This is a genomic window from Streptomyces sp. S.PB5 (assembly GCF_030403745.1).
Classification (GTDB): domain Bacteria; phylum Actinomycetota; class Actinomycetes; order Streptomycetales; family Streptomycetaceae; genus Streptomyces.
Map to the genome: position 1 here is coordinate 713,918 of NZ_JAQMWP010000001.1, position 16,340 is coordinate 730,257.

Annotated in this window: 11 protein-coding genes; 5 read left to right on the forward strand and 6 right to left on the reverse strand. The window is 69.0% G+C overall.

Translation table 11 applies throughout. The features are described from left to right. Positions 1 to 32 precede the first annotated feature (32 nt). Entirely contained in the window at positions 33 to 4,649 is a 4,617-nt protein-coding gene (gltB, locus tag PH203_RS03225; RefSeq protein ID WP_289915806.1) for a glutamate synthase large subunit, read from the forward strand. After that, entirely contained in the window at positions 4,642 to 6,105 is a 1,464-nt protein-coding gene (locus PH203_RS03230) for a glutamate synthase subunit beta (RefSeq protein ID WP_289915808.1), read from the forward strand. Before gltB ends, PH203_RS03230 begins: the two co-directional genes overlap by 8 nt. A 101-nt stretch (positions 6,106 to 6,206) precedes the next feature. Here PH203_RS03230 and PH203_RS03235 read toward each other — a convergent pair whose 3' ends face one another. From PH203_RS03235 to PH203_RS03245, 3 genes are all read right to left on the reverse strand, one after another. Continuing rightward, on the reverse strand, positions 6,207 to 6,965 hold the full coding sequence (locus PH203_RS03235) for a family 16 glycoside hydrolase (RefSeq protein WP_289915810.1): 759 nt from the start codon (positions 6,963 to 6,965) through the stop codon (positions 6,207 to 6,209). Next, positions 6,962 to 8,125, reverse strand: coding sequence for a UDP-N-acetylglucosamine 2-epimerase (non-hydrolyzing) (gene wecB / locus PH203_RS03240; protein ID WP_289915811.1), 1,164 nt, complete (start codon positions 8,123 to 8,125; stop codon positions 6,962 to 6,964). The genes PH203_RS03235 and wecB overlap by 4 nt, the downstream gene beginning before the upstream one ends. Positions 8,126 to 8,239: 114 nt before the next feature. Beyond that, positions 8,240 to 9,484, reverse strand: a complete 1,245-nt coding sequence (locus PH203_RS03245; RefSeq protein ID WP_289915812.1) for a glycosyltransferase family 2 protein — start codon at positions 9,482 to 9,484, stop codon at positions 8,240 to 8,242. A gap of 517 nt (positions 9,485 to 10,001) precedes the next feature. On the opposite strand from PH203_RS03245, the gene PH203_RS03250 reads away from it, so the two are divergent. Together PH203_RS03250 and PH203_RS03255 are read left to right on the forward strand one after the other, a co-directional pair. Continuing rightward, positions 10,002 to 11,819, forward strand: a complete 1,818-nt coding sequence (locus PH203_RS03250; RefSeq protein WP_289915814.1) for a polysaccharide deacetylase family protein — start codon at positions 10,002 to 10,004, stop codon at positions 11,817 to 11,819. 11 nt (positions 11,820 to 11,830) lie between these two features. Continuing rightward, positions 11,831 to 12,865, forward strand: a complete 1,035-nt coding sequence (locus tag PH203_RS03255; protein ID WP_289915815.1) for a hypothetical protein — start codon at positions 11,831 to 11,833, stop codon at positions 12,863 to 12,865. Here PH203_RS03255 and PH203_RS03260 read toward each other — a convergent pair. Both PH203_RS03260 and PH203_RS03265 read right to left on the reverse strand, forming a co-directional pair. Then, a complete protein-coding gene (locus tag PH203_RS03260; protein WP_289915817.1) occupies positions 12,862 to 13,767 on the reverse strand; it encodes a chitosanase in 906 nt (301 codons plus the stop codon). The two genes, PH203_RS03255 and PH203_RS03260, sit on opposite strands and share 4 nt — an antisense overlap. After that, positions 13,764 to 14,678: a rhomboid family intramembrane serine protease gene (locus PH203_RS03265; protein WP_289915820.1), complete on the reverse strand. Its 915-nt coding sequence runs from the start codon at positions 14,676 to 14,678 to the stop codon at positions 13,764 to 13,766. The genes PH203_RS03260 and PH203_RS03265 overlap by 4 nt, the downstream gene beginning before the upstream one ends. Before the next feature lie 97 nt (positions 14,679 to 14,775). Here PH203_RS03265 and PH203_RS03270 point away from each other — a divergent pair, with 97 nt between their 5' ends. Then, on the forward strand, positions 14,776 to 15,504 hold the full coding sequence (locus PH203_RS03270; RefSeq protein WP_289915821.1) for a VWA domain-containing protein: 729 nt from the start codon (positions 14,776 to 14,778) through the stop codon (positions 15,502 to 15,504). Here the strand turns inward: PH203_RS03270 and PH203_RS03275 are convergent. Then, the gene (locus PH203_RS03275) at positions 15,485 to 16,339 is read right to left on the reverse strand and encodes an aldo/keto reductase (protein ID WP_289915824.1); all 855 of its coding nucleotides are present in this window, start codon (positions 16,337 to 16,339) and stop codon (positions 15,485 to 15,487) included. The genes PH203_RS03270 and PH203_RS03275 overlap by 20 nt on opposite strands. Between the last annotated feature and the right edge of the window lies 1 nt (position 16,340).

Sequence of the window (16,340 nt, forward strand, 5' to 3'; positions counted from 1 at the left end):
ACATGCCACTTGAGACGACGACGGGAGAGCCGATGCGTACGCCGCGCCAGCCGTCCCAGCACTCCGCGAATGGCCAGAAGTGGTCCTTCATGGATGCTCGCCCTGCTGCGCAGGGTATGTACGACCCCCGCAACGAGCGCGACGCCTGTGGCGTCGGCTTTGTGGCCACCCTCACCGGCGAGGCGAGCCATGCGCTGGTCGAACAGGCGCTCACGGTTCTGCGCAACCTGGAGCACCGCGGTGCCACCGGCTCCGAGCCCGACTCGGGTGACGGCGCGGGCATCCTGACCCAGGTCCCGGACGCGTTCTTCCGTGAGGTGGCCGGGTTCGAGCTGCCCGAGGCCGGTGCGTACGCCGTCGGCATCGCCTTCCTCCCGGAGGACGGCACCGAGGACTCCGTCTCGCAGATCGAGACCATCGCGTCCGAAGAGGGCCTCACCGTCCTCGGCTGGCGTGCGGTTCCGGTCGCTCCTGAGCTGCTCGGTGCCACCGCCCGGTCGACCATGCCCGTCTTCCGCGAGATATTCGTCGCCGACGGCGTCAGCTCCGGCATCGACCTCGACCGCAAGGTGTTCGTGCTGCGCAAGCGCGCCGAACGCGAGGTCGACGTCTACTTCCCGTCGCTCTCCGCGCGCACGATCGTGTACAAGGGCATGCTGACCACCGGTCAGCTGGAGCCCTTCTTCCCGGACCTGTCCGACCGCCGCTTCGCCTCGGCCATCGCGCTCGTCCACTCGCGCTTCTCCACGAACACCTTCCCGTCGTGGCCGCTCGCGCACCCCTACCGCTTCGTCGCGCACAACGGTGAGATCAACACCGTCAAGGGCAACCGCAACTGGATGGTGGCCCGCGAGTCGCAGCTGGTCTCGGACCTGTTCGGCAACGACGACAAGGCGCTCGAGCGCGTCTTCCCGGTGTGTACGCCGGACGCCTCCGACTCGGCGTCCTTCGACGAGGTGCTCGAACTGCTCCACCTCGGTGGGCGTTCGCTGCCGCACTCCGTGCTGATGATGATCCCGGAGGCGTGGGAGAACCACGACTCCATGGACCCGGCCCGGCGCGCCTTCTACCAGTTCCACTCCACGATGATGGAGCCCTGGGACGGCCCGGCCTGTGTCACCTTCACCGACGGCACCCAGGTCGGTGCCGTGCTCGACCGCAACGGCCTGCGCCCGGGCCGCTACTGGGTCACCGACGACGGTCTGGTCGTACTCGGCTCCGAGGTCGGCGTCCTCGACATCGACCCCGCCAAGGTGGTCCGCAAGGGCCGGCTGCAGCCCGGCAGGATGTTCCTCGTCGACACCGCCGAGCACCGCATCATCGAGGACGACGAGATCAAGGCCGAGCTCGCGGCGGAGAAGCCGTACGCCGAGTGGCTCGAGGCCGGCGAGATCGAGCTGTCCGACCTGCCCGAGCGTGAGCACATCGTGCACACCCACGCCTCGGTCACCCGCCGCCAGCAGACCTTCGGTTACACCGAGGAGGAGCTGCGCGTCATCCTCGCGCCGATGGCCAAGGCCGCCGCCGAGCCGATCGGTTCGATGGGCACGGACTCGCCGATCGCCGCGCTGAGCTCGCGCCCGCGCCTGCTCTTCGACTACTTCACCCAGCTGTTCGCGCAGGTCACCAACCCGCCGCTGGACGCCATCCGCGAGGAGCTCGTGACCTCGCTGCGGTCGTCCCTGGGCCCGCAGGGCAACCTCCTGGAGCCGAGCGCCGCGTCCTGCCGTACGGTCACCCTGCCGTTCCCGGTGATCGACAACGACGAGCTGGCCAAGCTCATCCACATCAACGCCGACGGCGACATGCCCGGCTTCAAGGCCGCGACCCTGTCCGGTCTGTACCGGGTCTCCGGCGGCGGTGACGCCCTCGCCGCGCGCATCGAGGAGATCTACGCCGAGGCCGACGCCGCCATCGAGAACGGCGCCCGTCTGATCGTCCTGTCGGACCGGCACTCCGACGCCGAGCACGCGCCGATCCCGTCGCTGCTGCTCACCGCCGCCGTCCACCACCACCTCATCCACACCAAGCAGCGCACCCAGGTGGGCCTGCTGGTCGAGGCCGGTGACGTCCGCGAGGTCCACCACGTCGCCCTGCTGATCGGCTTCGGCGCCGCGGCCGTGAACCCGTACCTCGCCATGGAGTCCGTCGAGGACCTGGTCCGCGCCGGCACCTTCCTGTCCGACATCGAGTCCGAGCAGGCCATCCGCAACCTGATCTACGCCCTCGGCAAGGGCGTTCTGAAGGTCATGTCGAAGATGGGCATCTCGACCGTCGCCTCCTACCGCGGCGCCCAGGTCTTCGAGGCCGTCGGTCTCGCGGACGAGTTCGTCGAGAAGTACTTCAACGGCACGGCCACCAAGATCGGCGGCGTCGGCATCAACGTCATCGCCAAGGAGGTCGCCGCCCGCCACGCCAAGGCCTACCCGGCCTCCGGCATCGCGCCCGCGCACCGCGCCCTCGACATAGGCGGCGAGTACCAGTGGCGCCGCGAGGGCGAGCCGCACCTGTTCGACCCGGAGACGGTCTTCCGCCTCCAGCACTCCACGCGCACCGGCCGCTTCGACATCTTCAAGAAGTACACGGACCGCGTGAACGAGCAGTCCGAGCGGCTCATGACGCTGCGTGGACTCTTCGCCCTGAAAACAGAAAAGAACGGCAAGTCGGACCGCCCGTCGATCTCCGTCGACGAGGTCGAGCCCGTCTCCGAGATCGTCAAGCGTTTCTCCACCGGCGCCATGTCGTACGGCTCCATCTCCAAGGAGGCGCACGAGACCCTCGCCATCGCCATGAACCAGCTGGGCGGCAAGTCCAACACCGGTGAGGGCGGCGAGGACCCGGAGCGTCTGTACGACCCGGCCCGCCGGTCGTCCATCAAGCAGGTCGCCTCCGGCCGCTTCGGTGTGACCTCCGAGTACCTGGTCAACGCTGACGACATCCAGATCAAGATGGCGCAGGGCGCCAAGCCCGGCGAGGGCGGTCAGCTGCCCGGCCACAAGGTGTACCCGTGGGTCGCCAAGACGCGTCACTCGACGCCGGGCGTCGGCCTCATCTCCCCGCCGCCGCACCACGACATCTACTCCATCGAGGACCTGGCCCAGCTGATCCACGACCTGAAGAACGCGAACCCGCAGGCGCGGATTCACGTGAAGCTGGTCTCGGAGGTCGGCGTCGGCACGGTCGCCGCGGGTGTGTCCAAGGCGCACGCGGACGTCGTGCTCATCTCGGGTCACGACGGTGGTACGGGTGCTTCTCCCCTTACTTCCCTGAAGCACGCCGGTGGTCCCTGGGAGCTGGGTCTCGCCGAGACCCAGCAGACCCTGCTGCTCAACGGCCTGCGCGACCGGATCGTCGTGCAGACCGACGGTCAGCTGAAGACCGGCCGTGACGTCGTCATCGCCGCGCTGCTCGGCGCCGAGGAGTTCGGTTTCGCGACCGCGCCGCTCGTCGTCTCCGGCTGCGTCATGATGCGCGTCTGCCACCTGGACACCTGCCCGGTCGGCATCGCCACCCAGAACCCGGTGCTGCGCGACCGGTTCACCGGCAAGGCCGAGTACGTGGTGAACTTCTTCCAGTTCATCGCCCAGGAGGTCCGCGAGCTCCTCGCCGAGCTGGGCTTCCGCTCCATCGAGGAGGCCGTCGGCCACGCCGAGGCCCTCGACGTGACCCGCGCGGTCGACCACTGGAAGGCGCAGGGCCTGGACCTGGAGCCGCTCTTCTACGTGCCCGAGCTGCCCGAGGGTGCCGCTCTGCACCAGGTGATCGAGCAGGAGCACGGCCTGGAGAAGGCACTCGACAACGAGCTCATCAAGCTCGCCGCCGACGCCCTCGCCGCGTCCAGCGCCACCGACGCCCAGCCGGTGCGCGCCCAGGTCGCGATCCGCAACATCAACCGCACGGTCGGCACCATGCTCGGCCACGAGGTGACGAAGAAGTTCGGTGGCGCCGGTCTGCCCGACGACACCATCGACATCACCTTCACCGGTTCCGCCGGCCAGTCCTTCGGCGCCTTCCTGCCGCGCGGTGTCACGCTGCGCCTGGAGGGCGACGCCAACGACTACGTCGGCAAGGGCCTCTCCGGCGGCCGTGTGATCGTCCGCCCGGACCGGGGCGCCGACCACCTCGCGGAGTTCTCCACGATCGCGGGCAACACCATCGCCTACGGTGCGACCGGCGGCGAGCTGTTCCTGCGCGGCCGTACCGGTGAGCGCTTCTGCGTCCGCAACTCCGGTGCGCTGGTGGTCTCCGAGGGCGTGGGCGACCACGGCTGCGAGTACATGACCGGCGGCCACGCGGTGGTCCTCGGCGAGACGGGCCGCAACTTCGCGGCCGGCATGTCGGGCGGTATCGCGTACGTCATCGACCTGGACCGCGACAACGTCAACGTCGGCAACGTGAACGCCGTGGAGGCGCTGGACGACGCCGACAAGCAGTGGCTGCACGACGTGGTGCGCCGCCACGCCGAGGAGACCGGTTCGACGGTCGCCGAGAAGCTGCTCGCCGAGTGGGATGCCGCCGTGGAGCGCTTCAGCAAGATCATCCCCAGCACGTACAAGGCAGTGCTCGCCGCCAAGGACGCCGCCGAGCAGGCGGGACTCTCCGAGTCCGAGATCACCGAGAAGATGATGGAGGCGGCGACCAATGGCTGACCCGAAGGGCTTCCTGAACCACGGCCGCGAGGTCGCCAAGTCCCGCCCCGTCGACGTCCGGCTGAAGGACTGGAACGAGGTCTACGTCCCGGGCTCGCTGCTGCCGATCATCTCGAAGCAGGCGTCCCGCTGCATGGACTGCGGCATCCCGTTCTGCCACAACGGCTGTCCGCTGGGGAACCTCATCCCCGAGTGGAACGACTACGCCTACCGCGAGGACTGGGCGGCCGCGTCGGAGCGGCTGCACGCCACCAACAACTTCCCGGAGTTCACCGGGCGGCTGTGCCCGGCTCCCTGTGAGTCGGCGTGTGTCCTCGGCATCAACCAGCCGGCCGTGACCATCAAGAACGTCGAGGTCTCGATCATCGACAAGGCGTGGGACAGCGGTGACGTCGCCCCGCAGGCCCCCGAGCGCCTGTCGGGCAAGACCGTCGCCGTCATCGGCTCGGGCCCGGCGGGTCTCGCCGCCGCCCAGCAGCTGACCCGGGCCGGTCACACCGTCGCCGTCTACGAGCGCGCGGACCGCATCGGAGGCCTTCTCCGGTACGGCATCCCCGAGTTCAAGATGGAGAAGCGGCACATCAACCGCCGTATCGAGCAGATGCGCGCGGAGGGCACCCGCTTCCGCACCGGCATCGAGATCGGCCGCGACCTCAAGGCGACCGACCTGAAGAAGCGGTACGACGCGGTCGTCATCGCCGCCGGTGCGACGACCGCGCGTGACCTGCCGGTGCCGGGCCGCGAGCTCAAGGGCATCCACCAGGCCATGGAGTACCTGCCGCTGGCCAACAAGGTGCAGGAGGGCGACTACGTGACCGCCCCCATCACCGCCGAGGGCAAGCACGTCGTGGTCATCGGCGGTGGCGACACCGGCGCCGACTGCGTGGGCACCGCCCACCGCCAGGGCGCGGCCTCCGTCACGCAGCTGGAGATCATGCCCCGCCCGAACGAGGAGCGGAACGCGGTCTCCCAGCCGTGGCCGACCTTCCCGATGCTGTACAAGGTCACGTCCGCGCACGAGGAGGGCGGCGAGCGGGTCTACTCCGTCTCCACCACCCACTTCGAGGGCGACGAGGACGGCAACGTACAGTGGCTGCACCTCACCGAGGTCGAGTTCGTCGACGGCAAGCTGACCCAGAAGCCGGGCACGGAGCGCAAGATCCCCGCCCAGCTGGTCACCCTCGCGATGGGCTTCACCGGCACCGACCGCGAGAACGGCCTGGTCGAGCAGTTCGGCCTGGAGCTCGACGAGCGCGGCAACATCGCGCGCGACGCCGACTTCCGGACCAACGTCCCCGGTGTGTACGTCGCCGGTGACGCGGGCCGCGGCCAGTCCCTCATCGTGTGGGCGATCGCGGAGGGCCGCTCGGCCGCCCGCGGCGTCGACCGGTTCCTGACCGGGGCCAGCGAACTGCCGGCCCCGATCCGCCCGACGGACCGTTCCCTGATGGTCTGATCCGGAGGATCGACAGACGTCCCGTACAAAGGCGTACGGAACAGTGACCGCGCCTGCCTTCCTCGTCCCCGACCGGACGGATGGCAGGCGCTGTCGCATGCTCAGGAGGCGTCGAGGCCTTCGAACTTGACTGTGGCGTCCTCGGTGTAGGCGCCCACCCTGCCCTGGAGATAAGGGCGTTCGGTGTCGGTGAAGGTGACGAGCTCCTCTCCGTCCACCTGTACGGTGAGCGCCGCCGCCTTCTGTTCCACTCGGACGGAGGACCAGTCGCCCACCGGGTACTCCTCGTGCCCCGTGGCCAGGAACCGCTGCCCGCCCGGATACGCCGGGTCCCGCTTGCCGAGCTCCCAGCCGTTCGGCTTGAGGGCGATGTAGTAGAAGTGCTCGGGGTCGGTGTACGCCCAGACCAGCCAGGGCACTTCCCACGGGTTCGGCTTCGGCGACCGCAGCTGCTCCACCGTCCGCATCCGCGCCTCGAACCGTACGTCGGCGTAGGACGCGGTGCTGACGACGAGCCCGGCATGGGTGGTGCCCGGGTCCTCGGCGGGCATCGGGGACAGGGTCAGCGAGTCGTCGTCGCCGGTGTTGGTGCCGTGGCCGTTGAACACCGAGGTCCAGCGGCCGTGGGTGGAGCCGTCGGCCCAGGGAACCACCTGCGGTGGAGCGGGGTCCGAGTCGCACTGGCTCAGTGTGACGGACAGGACGACCGTCAGCGCGAGAGCCAGTGCGACACCGGCCAGGATCCGACTCCTGCGCCCCGGCCCCGACGGCAGCTGCGGCGGAGACGACCGAGGTCCCGTGCGAAGTCCCTGTGGAATCAGGGGAATCCGTCGGCGCGAGCGCAGGAGTGACGGGGTCATGTGGTCGAGTATGGCCCGGATGCCGTCAGCCCGACCGGGACATCGGCGGCGAAGTCCTCGGCCAGTTGGGCCAGGATCCGGCGCGCGGCCGTGCCGTCGCCGAACGGATTGCCCGCGCCCGCCATCCTCCGGTACTCCACCGGATCGTCCAGCAGCCGCTCCGCCCAGGTCACGATGGCCTCCGGGTCGGTGCCGATCAGCCGGGCCGCCCCGGCCTCGACCGCCTCGGGCCGCTCGGTGGTGGTCCGCAGCACCAGCGAGGGCTTGCTGAGGCTCGGGGCCTCCTCCTGGATGCCGCCGGAGTCGGTGAGGACCAGGTCGCACTCGGCGAGGGTGGCCGCGAAGTCCAGATAGCCGAGTGGCTCGACGAGCGAGATGCCCTCGTGGCCGTCGAGCTCGGGCAGTAACACGTCCCGTACGGCCGGGCTCTTGTGCAGCGGCAGCACGATCTCCACGTCCCCGCGCCGGGCCAGCCGGGTCAGCGCCCGGCCCATGCCGCGCATCCGCTCGCCCTGGTTCTCCCGGCGGTGCAGGGTGACGAGGATCCGCTTGGCGGCGGTGCGGAACGCGGAGGCGCCGGTGCCCTCGGACAGTACCCACAGCAGGTTGTCGATCACCGTGTTGCCGGTGGTGAACACCTGCTCCTTGGCGACGCCCTCGTCGGTCAGATGCCGGGCCGCGGCCTCGGTCGGGGCGAAGTGCCAGCGGGCGATCCGGCCGATGAGGCTGCGGTTGAGCTCCTCCGGGAACGGGTTGTCGATGACGCCGGTGCGCAGTCCGGCCTCGACATGGGCGACCGGGATCTTCTCGTAGAAGGCGGCGAGCGCGCCGGCCAGCGCGGTCGTGGTGTCCCCCTGCACCACGACCAGGTCCGGCCGCTGCTCCCGCATCGCGTCGCCGAGGTCGCCGACCAACCGGGCGGTGAGATCGGACAGTTGCTGCCGGGTGCGCATCACGTCGAGGGCGACGCGTACGTCGACGCAGAGCATGCCGAGCATCTGGTGGAGCATCTCGCGGTGCTGGCCGGTGGTGACGACGACCGGCTCGAACTGTGGACTTTCGGCCATAGCCCGGGCCACCGGCGCGAGTTTGATCGCCTCCGGCCGGGTGCCGAGCACGAGCATGGCGCGTACGGGCACGGCTGACGGGTGTGTGGACATGGGTGCCCCCCTTGGGCATGCGTGATCGGCGCGGCGACCACGTCGAGGGTGATGAGAGAGGTGATGAGAGAGGTGTTGAGAGAAAGACGTCGTTACGTCATGTGCGCGGTCACATCAGGTGCGCGCGGTCTTCAGCCAGCCCCGCTGGCCGGTGAGCATCCGCCAGAACCCCCACCAGCCGGCCGCGAACCAGATGTAGCCGTAGAAGACGAAGACATGGGCGAGCAGTACCGAGCGCACCAGGCCCAGCTCCCGCTCCCGCTTGGCGTACACGAAGCCGTACGCGTAGGCGGCGGTGAACGAGAGCAGATACGGGCCCAGCAGCCACATGGGCGAGACGAGAGCGTGGCCTGCCTGGACGGAGGCCACGGTGGTGGCGCCGACGGCGACGAGGAAGGACAGCGGCAGCAGCGAGGTGAGCAGGATCAGCACCGGGCTGGAGAGGTGGTAGAGCAGATCGATCGCGGCTCTGGTGGGCACGTCCCTGAGGATGAGCGGGACGAGTCCGGAGGACTGCAGGTGGCCCTGGAACCAGCGGGAGCGCTGGCGGATCAGGCGCCTGAGGCTGAGCACGGCCTGCTGGGAGACCGCGGCGGTGGTGCAGTGCTGGTTGGTCCAGCCCTTGGCGATCAGCCGCACCCCGAGGTCGAGGTCCTCGGTGAGGCTGTCGCTCCAGGGGCCGTCCCCGTCAAGGGTGTTGAGCGCCGACAGCCGCATGAACTGACCGTTGCCGCCCATGCCCACGCTGCCGATGAAGCGGCGGGCGCTCTGGAAGACGTCGCCGTAGACGACGAACTCCATGTCCTGCATACGGGCCAGCAGTCCGAGGTGCCGGTTGTACATGCGGACGCAGACCTGGACCGCGCCGGTGCCCGGATCGTCGAAGTACGGATCGACGGACTGCACGACATGCGGATCGAGGCGGCCGTCCGCGTCGACCACGCAGAGCACCACATCCGCGGGGTCGTAACCGGCGAGCAGACCGGATTCCCGCAGGTGACGTACGCCGTCGTTGAGTGCTGCACCTTTCCCTTTCCGGGCGTTCGGCGGAGTGCGCCGGTGCAACCGGACCACGGCCGGATCGGAGGCCAGGGCGATCTCCGAGGTGCGGTCGTCCGAGCCGTCGTCGATGACCAGTGCCATGTAATTCCGGGCGGGCAGCGAGGTGATGCGCGCCAGGCTTTCGGAAAGCACTTTCTCCTCGTTGAGGCAGGCCAGGAGGAAAACGTAGAACCGTTCTTTCCGGTCGGTTCGAGAACGGCGAATTCTGCGTCTCGACAGTAGAAAGAGGCTTGTGTTGTAGCAGCCCGCCATGATGATCAAAGTGATGCTGGCCCACAGGAGCAGTTCGGTGATCATGACTGCTCCCGCGTGCCCACCTGCGCCTTTGTCGCTTGTCGGCGCAGCCGTATCCGGGCGAGCAGAATCAGACAGGCTGTCAGGCAATAGAACAGGAATCCGGCACCGGCCGTGGCCTGCAGGGCCTTGGCCAAAGGTAGCCCCGGCACGGCTTCTGGCGCGGCCATCGCCCCTGCAAGAGGCAGCAGTGCCCCCAGGGCGGGTCGTCCATACATTGTCCCCCCACACATTTAACAGCGCGTCCCCATCGCGCGAAACAGGAACGTAGCAGAGGTCGGGGGCGCGTCTGAAGAGTATCCGGAAAAACGACATGTCCGATCTTCATACCGGGTCTCCTGGTACTCCAGGAATTCACCCTTCGGACCATTGACACCCTTCGTGACCGTCATAAGAATCGGTGACTTCCTGTTACGAAAAGCCTTTGCCAAGGATTGGCAAAGTGGGGGGAATGATCGTGAGACCACTGATCGCAAGACCACTGACCCGTGCCCGGAGGCGGGGAATCCCCAGGTTTTCCGTGCTCCTGCTGCTCGTCGCCGCTCTGCTCAGCGGCACCTTCCTCGCCGCCGGCGCCCAGGCCGCTCCGGGCGGGGACCGGCCCGGCCACGAGAACGTCGCCGGAAAGTCCGGACTGAACCGCGTCGACCTCAAGGGCTGGGCCAAGGCCCAGCTCAAGGCCGACCGGGCCCGCCACTCCGAACAACGGCAGAAGCCCGCCGCCACCACGCTGTCGACGGCCACCGGCTTCCCGGTCGGCACCGCCGCGGCGGTGACCCGGCAGGCCGCCGCCCTGCTCCGGGCGGACGTCGCCGCCGCGGCCGACCCGACCACACTCGTGCTCTACGACACGGCGGGCCCCTACGGTCAGTTGGGCGAGCTGTACGCCATGGCCGCGGCCAACCTCGCAGGCCACTTCGGTACCGTCACCGCGAAACCGGTCCAGCAGTACACCGCCGGCATGGTCGAGTCGTACACGGCCGTGATCTACATCGGCTCCACCTACTACTGCTGCGACACCCCCGACGCCGTCCCGGCCGCCTTCTACCAGGACGCGTCCACCACGACCAAGCCCGTGATCTGGATGGGCGCCAACATCTGGAACATGGCCAACGCGCTCGGCGTAGCCCAGTTCACCCAGAAGTACGGCTGGGACCCGACGACGTCGTACTACGAGGACGGTGGTTCGATCGGCACCGTGACACAGGTGACGTACAAGAACCAGGCACTCACCCGGAAGATCCCCGCGGGCCAGGACGGTGGTGTGCTGCGCCCCAACGTCCTCACCGGCCCCGGCTATCCCGCGGTCACCAGGGTCGCGGAGGGTCTGGACAGCTCCAACGGCCACACCTTCGGATGGGCGGTCCGCTCCTCCAACCTCACCTACATCGGTGAGATCCCGTTCGCGTACGTCTCCGAGAGCGACCGCATCATCGTCCTGGAGGACCTCCTCTTCGACGCCCTCGCCCCGGCCACCACCGAACGGCACCGCGCACTGCTGCGCCTGGAGGACATCAGCCCCAACTCGGAACCCTCCGAACTACGGGCCATGGCCGACCTGTTGCAGGCCGAGAACATCGCGTACGGCATCAACGTGATCCCCGTCTACACCGACCCCAACGGCACCTACAACAACGGGGTCCCGGAGACGGTGACACTCGCCCAGCGGCCGCAGGTCGTCAGCGCCCTGAAGTACATGCTGGCCAGGGGCGCGGTCCTGATGAACCACGGCTACACCCACCAGTACGACAATGTCGCCAACCCCTACAACGGGGTCACCGGCGACGACTTCGAGTTCTACCGGGCCCATGTCGACGCCGCCGACAACGTCGTCTACGACGGACCGGTCGCCGGGGACTCCACCGCCTGGGCCCAGGGCCGCGTGAACAGCGCGCTGGCCGCCTTCACCGCCGCGGGCCTGCCGAAGCCGACGCTGTGGACCACCCCGCACTACGCGGGCTCGGCCACCGACTACAAGGTCTTCAGCGCCAACTTCAACGCCCGCCTGGAGCGTTCGCTGTACTTCTCCGGAACCCTCAGCGGCAACTCCGCCGGACCCAACGTGTTCATCGGCCAGTTCTTCCCGTACGTCGTCAATGACGTGTACGGCACCAAGGTGCTGCCGGAGAACATCGGCAACTACGAGCCGGACGCCTACAACAACCATCCGCCGAGGCTGCCGGCCGACCTGATCGCCTCGGCCAAGGCCAACCTCGCGGTCCGGGACGGGTTCGCCAGCTTCTTCTACCACCCGTACTTCCCGACCCAGCCCCTCAAGGAGACCATCGACGGCATCGAGGCCCTGGGCTACACCTTCGTCAGCCCGGCGAGCCTGTGAGCACATCGGTCATGAGCAGGAGGGTCGTCACCGCAGCCGCGGTGGCGGCCCTCCTCGCCGCGAGCGGCTGCACGGTCACCGGATCCACCCCGGATGCCACCGATGGCAGGGAGCCGGCCCCGGTCATGCGCGGCATCACCCTGCCCTCCTGGTACCGCACCGACTACGACAGCCCCGCCGCCGACCGCTATCTGCGCGGCATCCGGGCCACCGGGGCCCGCTGGGTCACCCTCACCCCGACCTGGTACCAGAAGCGGCGCACCGACACCGTCATGCGCCCCACCGAGGAGACCGCGAGCGACACGAGCCTGCGCCGGATCGTGCGCCGCGCCCACGCGCGCGGCCTCAAGGTGATGATCAAGCCGCACGTCGACCTGCCCGGCGACGGCGACCGCGCCGAGATCGACCCCCGTGACCGGGCCGCCTGGTTCACCTCGTACCGCCGCTTCATCACCCACTACGCCGCTCTCTCCGCCGACACCGGCGCCGAACAGTTCGCCGTGGGCACCGAACTCGCCGGGGTCTCCGGCGACACCGCGGCCTGGACCCGGACCGTCGACACCGTCCGAGACCACTACGACGGCCCGCTGACGTACGCCGCCAACTACGACGAGTACTCGAAGATCCGCTTCTGGAAGGAGCTCGACCTCATCGGCATCGACGCCTACTGGCCGCTGTCCGAGCAGCCGACCGAGGACACCGCACGGCTGCGGCGCGCCTGGAAGCCGATCGCCCGGGAACTCGCCGCGTTCGCCCGCCGCCAGGACCGGCGCATCCTGTTCACCGAGGCCGGTTACGTCAGCCAGCGCGGCTCGACGACCGCGCCGTACGCCTGGGACATCAGCGGCCGCACCGGGTACGGCGAACAGGCCGCCGCCTACCGGGCGTTGCTGGAGACCTTCACCGGCCGCCGCTGGTGGGCCGGGGTGTGCTGGTGGATGTGGGACGACTGGCCGGCAAGCGGGGAGACGCCCGCGAAGCTGGCGTACACACCGCACGGGAAGCCGGCGGAGAAGGTGCTGCGGGAGAAGTGGGGGACCGGCTAAGGGACTTGGTACGTGTCGCCGTACACCGCCCATGTCAGCGGTGTCTCCAGGTCCAGGTTGCCGTTGTGGAGGAACCGCCGCTGGGCCGTGTCGATGCGGGAGGTGTCGATGTCCGCCTTCCGCTTCTGCATGGCCTTCTTGCGGACATCCAGGAAGATGTCGAGATACGCCTTCTCGGAGCCGCCCTCGGAGGGCAGGTCCGCCTCGTGGAGGGCCCGTTCGCGCAGCCCGTAGAAGCTGGTCGGGTTGGTGCCGGGGCCGTGGAAGACCATGGCGTCGTAGTAGATGAACTGACCCAGGTTGCCCAGGCCGTCGAGCTTGGCCAGGCGGACCGCGGGGTTGAAGTAGACGCGGTCGCGCTCCTCGTCCTGGGCGTCCTGGAAGGCCTCGACCTTTGCCTCCGCCTTCCACGCCTTGGTGAAACCGGGGTCCAGGCCCTCGTGGGAGTCGGTGCCGTCCACCTTGCGCAGGGCGGGGATGTAGCGGGCGAGCCCGTTGCCCGGGTGGGCCTCGGTGTAGCGCTCGACCAGGGTGAGCAGATCGTGGGTGCCGGTGCAGAAGCCGATGATTCCGGCCGTGTAGCCCTGGCCGTCCCCGATGTCCTCGATGTAGCCGTACGCGGTCTGCCAGTCGAGCGTGGAGTTCTCGGCGCTGGCCACGATCTGCTGGGCCAGCTCCTTCTTGTCGGGGTCGGACAGTCCGGGCGGCAGCGCGGCGATCGCTTTCTCGTCCGCCGCCCGCTTCTCCTCGGCGCGGCTCCTGGCCTCCTCGCGGGCCGGCTGCGAGGCGGACACGAGCGGCTTCGCCGGGGCGTCCGCGGAGTTTGAGGGGGAGAGGACGTAGACCGCTGCCGTGAGGGCGACGGGCACGGCCGCGAACAGCAGGACACCGGCTCGTCTCACTGGGTCAGCTCCAGGTACTTCGCGATCGACACGGCCACGAGCAGCGCCAGCAGCGCCACGCACGTGGCCGCCTGGATCAGACCCTGCCGCGGTCCCCGGGGAGCGTACGCGTAGGCCAGCGTGACCGCGCCACCGGTGAGCAGGCCGCCGAGGTGCCCCTGCCAGGAGGTGAAGGTCGCGGAGGCCACCAGCCACAGCAGCAGGAACGCCATGAAACGGTTGACCGCCTGCATGTCCGAGCCGCCGCGCCGGGCCAGGACGTAGTACGCCGCGCCCAGGCCGAAGATTGCCCCCGAGGCGCCGAGGGAGGTGTCGTTCGGGTCCGTCAGCAGCAGCTCCAGGACGGACCCGCCGACCGTGGACAGCAGATACAGCGCCAGAAAGCGGACCCGGCCCAGCAACGGCTCCACGGCCCGGCCGAGCTGCCAGAGCGCGGCCGTGTTCATCACGACATGCAGCAGGCCAAATGTTCCCTCAGTGGGCTCCGCGTGCAGGAAACCGCTGGTCAGCAGCCGCTCCCACTGGCCCGCCACCACGCCCTCCGCATGGAAGTCCGACGGGTAGGAGGACTGGTAGACGTAATGGCCGCCGTCCGGTCCCACCAGCCGCGCGGTCAGCATCGCGAACCGGTCGACGATCTCCGGACGTATCACCTCACCGATGTACACCAGGACGATCAGCCCGATCAGCACGTACGTCACCAGCGGCACCGCCGACACCCGGCCGCCGACGACCGTCCGGGCCTGGCGGATCGACCGCGCGCCCTCCTTCACGCACTCCGGGCACTGGTGGCCGACGGCCGCCTCCCGCATACAGGCCGGGCAGATGTACCGGTCGCAGCGGGTGCAGCGGACGTACGACTCCACCTTGGGATGGCGGTAGCACGTGGTGACGGTGGACTCGGACTCCACGGCCGGCTCCTCGGGGATGGGACGATCAGTGAGCCGGTGGGGACGGCGGCGAACAAAATAGCCAATGGCTGTGACAAGAGCGAGAGTGGGGGAACATATGGCAGCGATCAGTCTCCGTAAGGTCGAGGAGACCGCGCCCGCGCTGGTCAGCCTGTACAAGACCGCGGGGGTGTCCCTGCAGAAGCACGGGCTGGACGGGCTGCGGGCCGCGGTCTACCTCGTCGTCGACTACTCCGGGTCCATGAAGCCGTACTACAAGGACGGCAGTGTGCAGGCCCTCGCCGACCGGGTGCTCGGTCTCTCGGCGCACCTCGACGACGACGGCACCGTGCCGGTGGTGTTCTTCTCGACCGATGTGGACGCCGAGACCGAGATCGCCCTCGCCGACCACCAGGGGCGGATCGAGCGGATCGTGGCCGGGCTCGGGCACATGGGCAAGACCAGCTACCACCTCGCCATGGACGCCGTCATCGACCACTATCTCGACAGCGGCTCCCGCGAACCGGCCCTCGTCGTCTTCCAGACCGACGGCGGACCCATCAACAAGCTCGCCGCGGAACGGTACTTGTGCAAGGCGGCCAGACTGCCGCTGTTCTGGCAGTTCATCGGGTTCGGGGACGCGCGGAGCAAGCAGTTCGACTATCTGCGCAAGCTCGACGAACTGTCCGTGCCGGACAAGCGCGTGGTCGACAACGCCGGGTTCTTCCATGCGGGGGCCGAGCCGCGGAAGGTGTCCGACGCCGAGTTGTACGACCGGATCGTCGGGGAGTTCCCGAAGTGGCTGGTGGCGGCGCGGGCCGAGGGGATCATCCCGCCAGGCGCTTGAACTGGTCGTCCGTGAGGGTGAGTTCGAGGGCCGCGAAGTTCTCCGCCAGATGGGCGGGGGAGGACGTGCCGGGGATCGGGATCACGTTCGGCGCGCGGTGCAGCAGCCAGGCCAGCGACAACTGGGAGGCGGTCGCGTCCAGTTCGGCGGCGATCTCCGGCAGCGGACCGTGGTCGCCGGTGCTGACCGGGAAGTACGGCACGAAGGCGATCCCGCGTTCCGCCGTGTGGTCGATCACCGGGTCATGGCCGCGCTCGGCGAGGTTGTAGAGGTTCTGCACACTCGCGATCGGGGCGATCGCCTCGGCGGCCGTGAGGTCCTGCACGGTCACCTCGGACAGCCCGATGTGCCGGACCTTGCCCTCCTCCTGGAGCCGCTTGAGCGCGCCGATCTGGTCGGCGAGGGGGTAGTCGGGGTCGATGCGGTGCAGGGTGAAGAGGTCGATGCGGTCGGTGCGCAGGCGGCGCAGGCTCAACTCGGCCTGCTGGCGCAGATAGGCCGGGTGGCCGTGCGTGATCCACTCCGCCGGGCTCGGGCGGAGCACGCCCGCCTTCGTGCCGATCACCACCTCGTCGCGGTGCGGGCGCAGGGCCTCCGCCAGCAACTCCTCGTTGGCGCCGAGGGCGTAGGCGTCGGCGGTGTCGAAGAAGTTCACGCCGAGCTCGACCGCCTTGCGCAGCAGGGCGACCGACTCCGCGCGGTCCGTGGGCGCGGTCCAGATGGGGGCCGTCATGCCGGAGCGCTCGTGCGGGGCGTTCGCCAGGCGCATCGCGCCGTAGCCGATCCGCCGTACGTCGAGGTCGCCGCCGAGCCGGAATACCGTCGTGTTCGTCATG

Excerpts from the sequence above, each read along its gene's own strand:
- gltB (WP_289915806.1), top strand. The coding sequence starts at position 33 with ATGCGTACGCCGCGCCAGCCGTCCCAGCACTCCGCGAATGGCCAGAAG.
- PH203_RS03230 (WP_289915808.1), top strand. The coding sequence starts at position 4,642 with ATGGCTGACCCGAAGGGCTTCCTGAACCACGGCCGCGAGGTCGCCAAG.
- PH203_RS03235 (WP_289915810.1), bottom strand. The coding sequence starts at position 6,965 with ATGACCCCGTCACTCCTGCGCTCGCGCCGACGGATTCCCCTGATTCCA.
- wecB (WP_289915811.1), bottom strand. The coding sequence starts at position 8,125 with ATGTCCACACACCCGTCAGCCGTGCCCGTACGCGCCATGCTCGTGCTC.
- PH203_RS03245 (WP_289915812.1), bottom strand. The coding sequence starts at position 9,484 with ATGATCACCGAACTGCTCCTGTGGGCCAGCATCACTTTGATCATCATG.
- PH203_RS03255 (WP_289915815.1), top strand. The coding sequence starts at position 11,831 with ATGAGCAGGAGGGTCGTCACCGCAGCCGCGGTGGCGGCCCTCCTCGCC.
- PH203_RS03270 (WP_289915821.1), top strand. The coding sequence starts at position 14,776 with ATGGCAGCGATCAGTCTCCGTAAGGTCGAGGAGACCGCGCCCGCGCTG.
- PH203_RS03275 (WP_289915824.1), bottom strand. The coding sequence starts at position 16,339 with ATGACGAACACGACGGTATTCCGGCTCGGCGGCGACCTCGACGTACGG.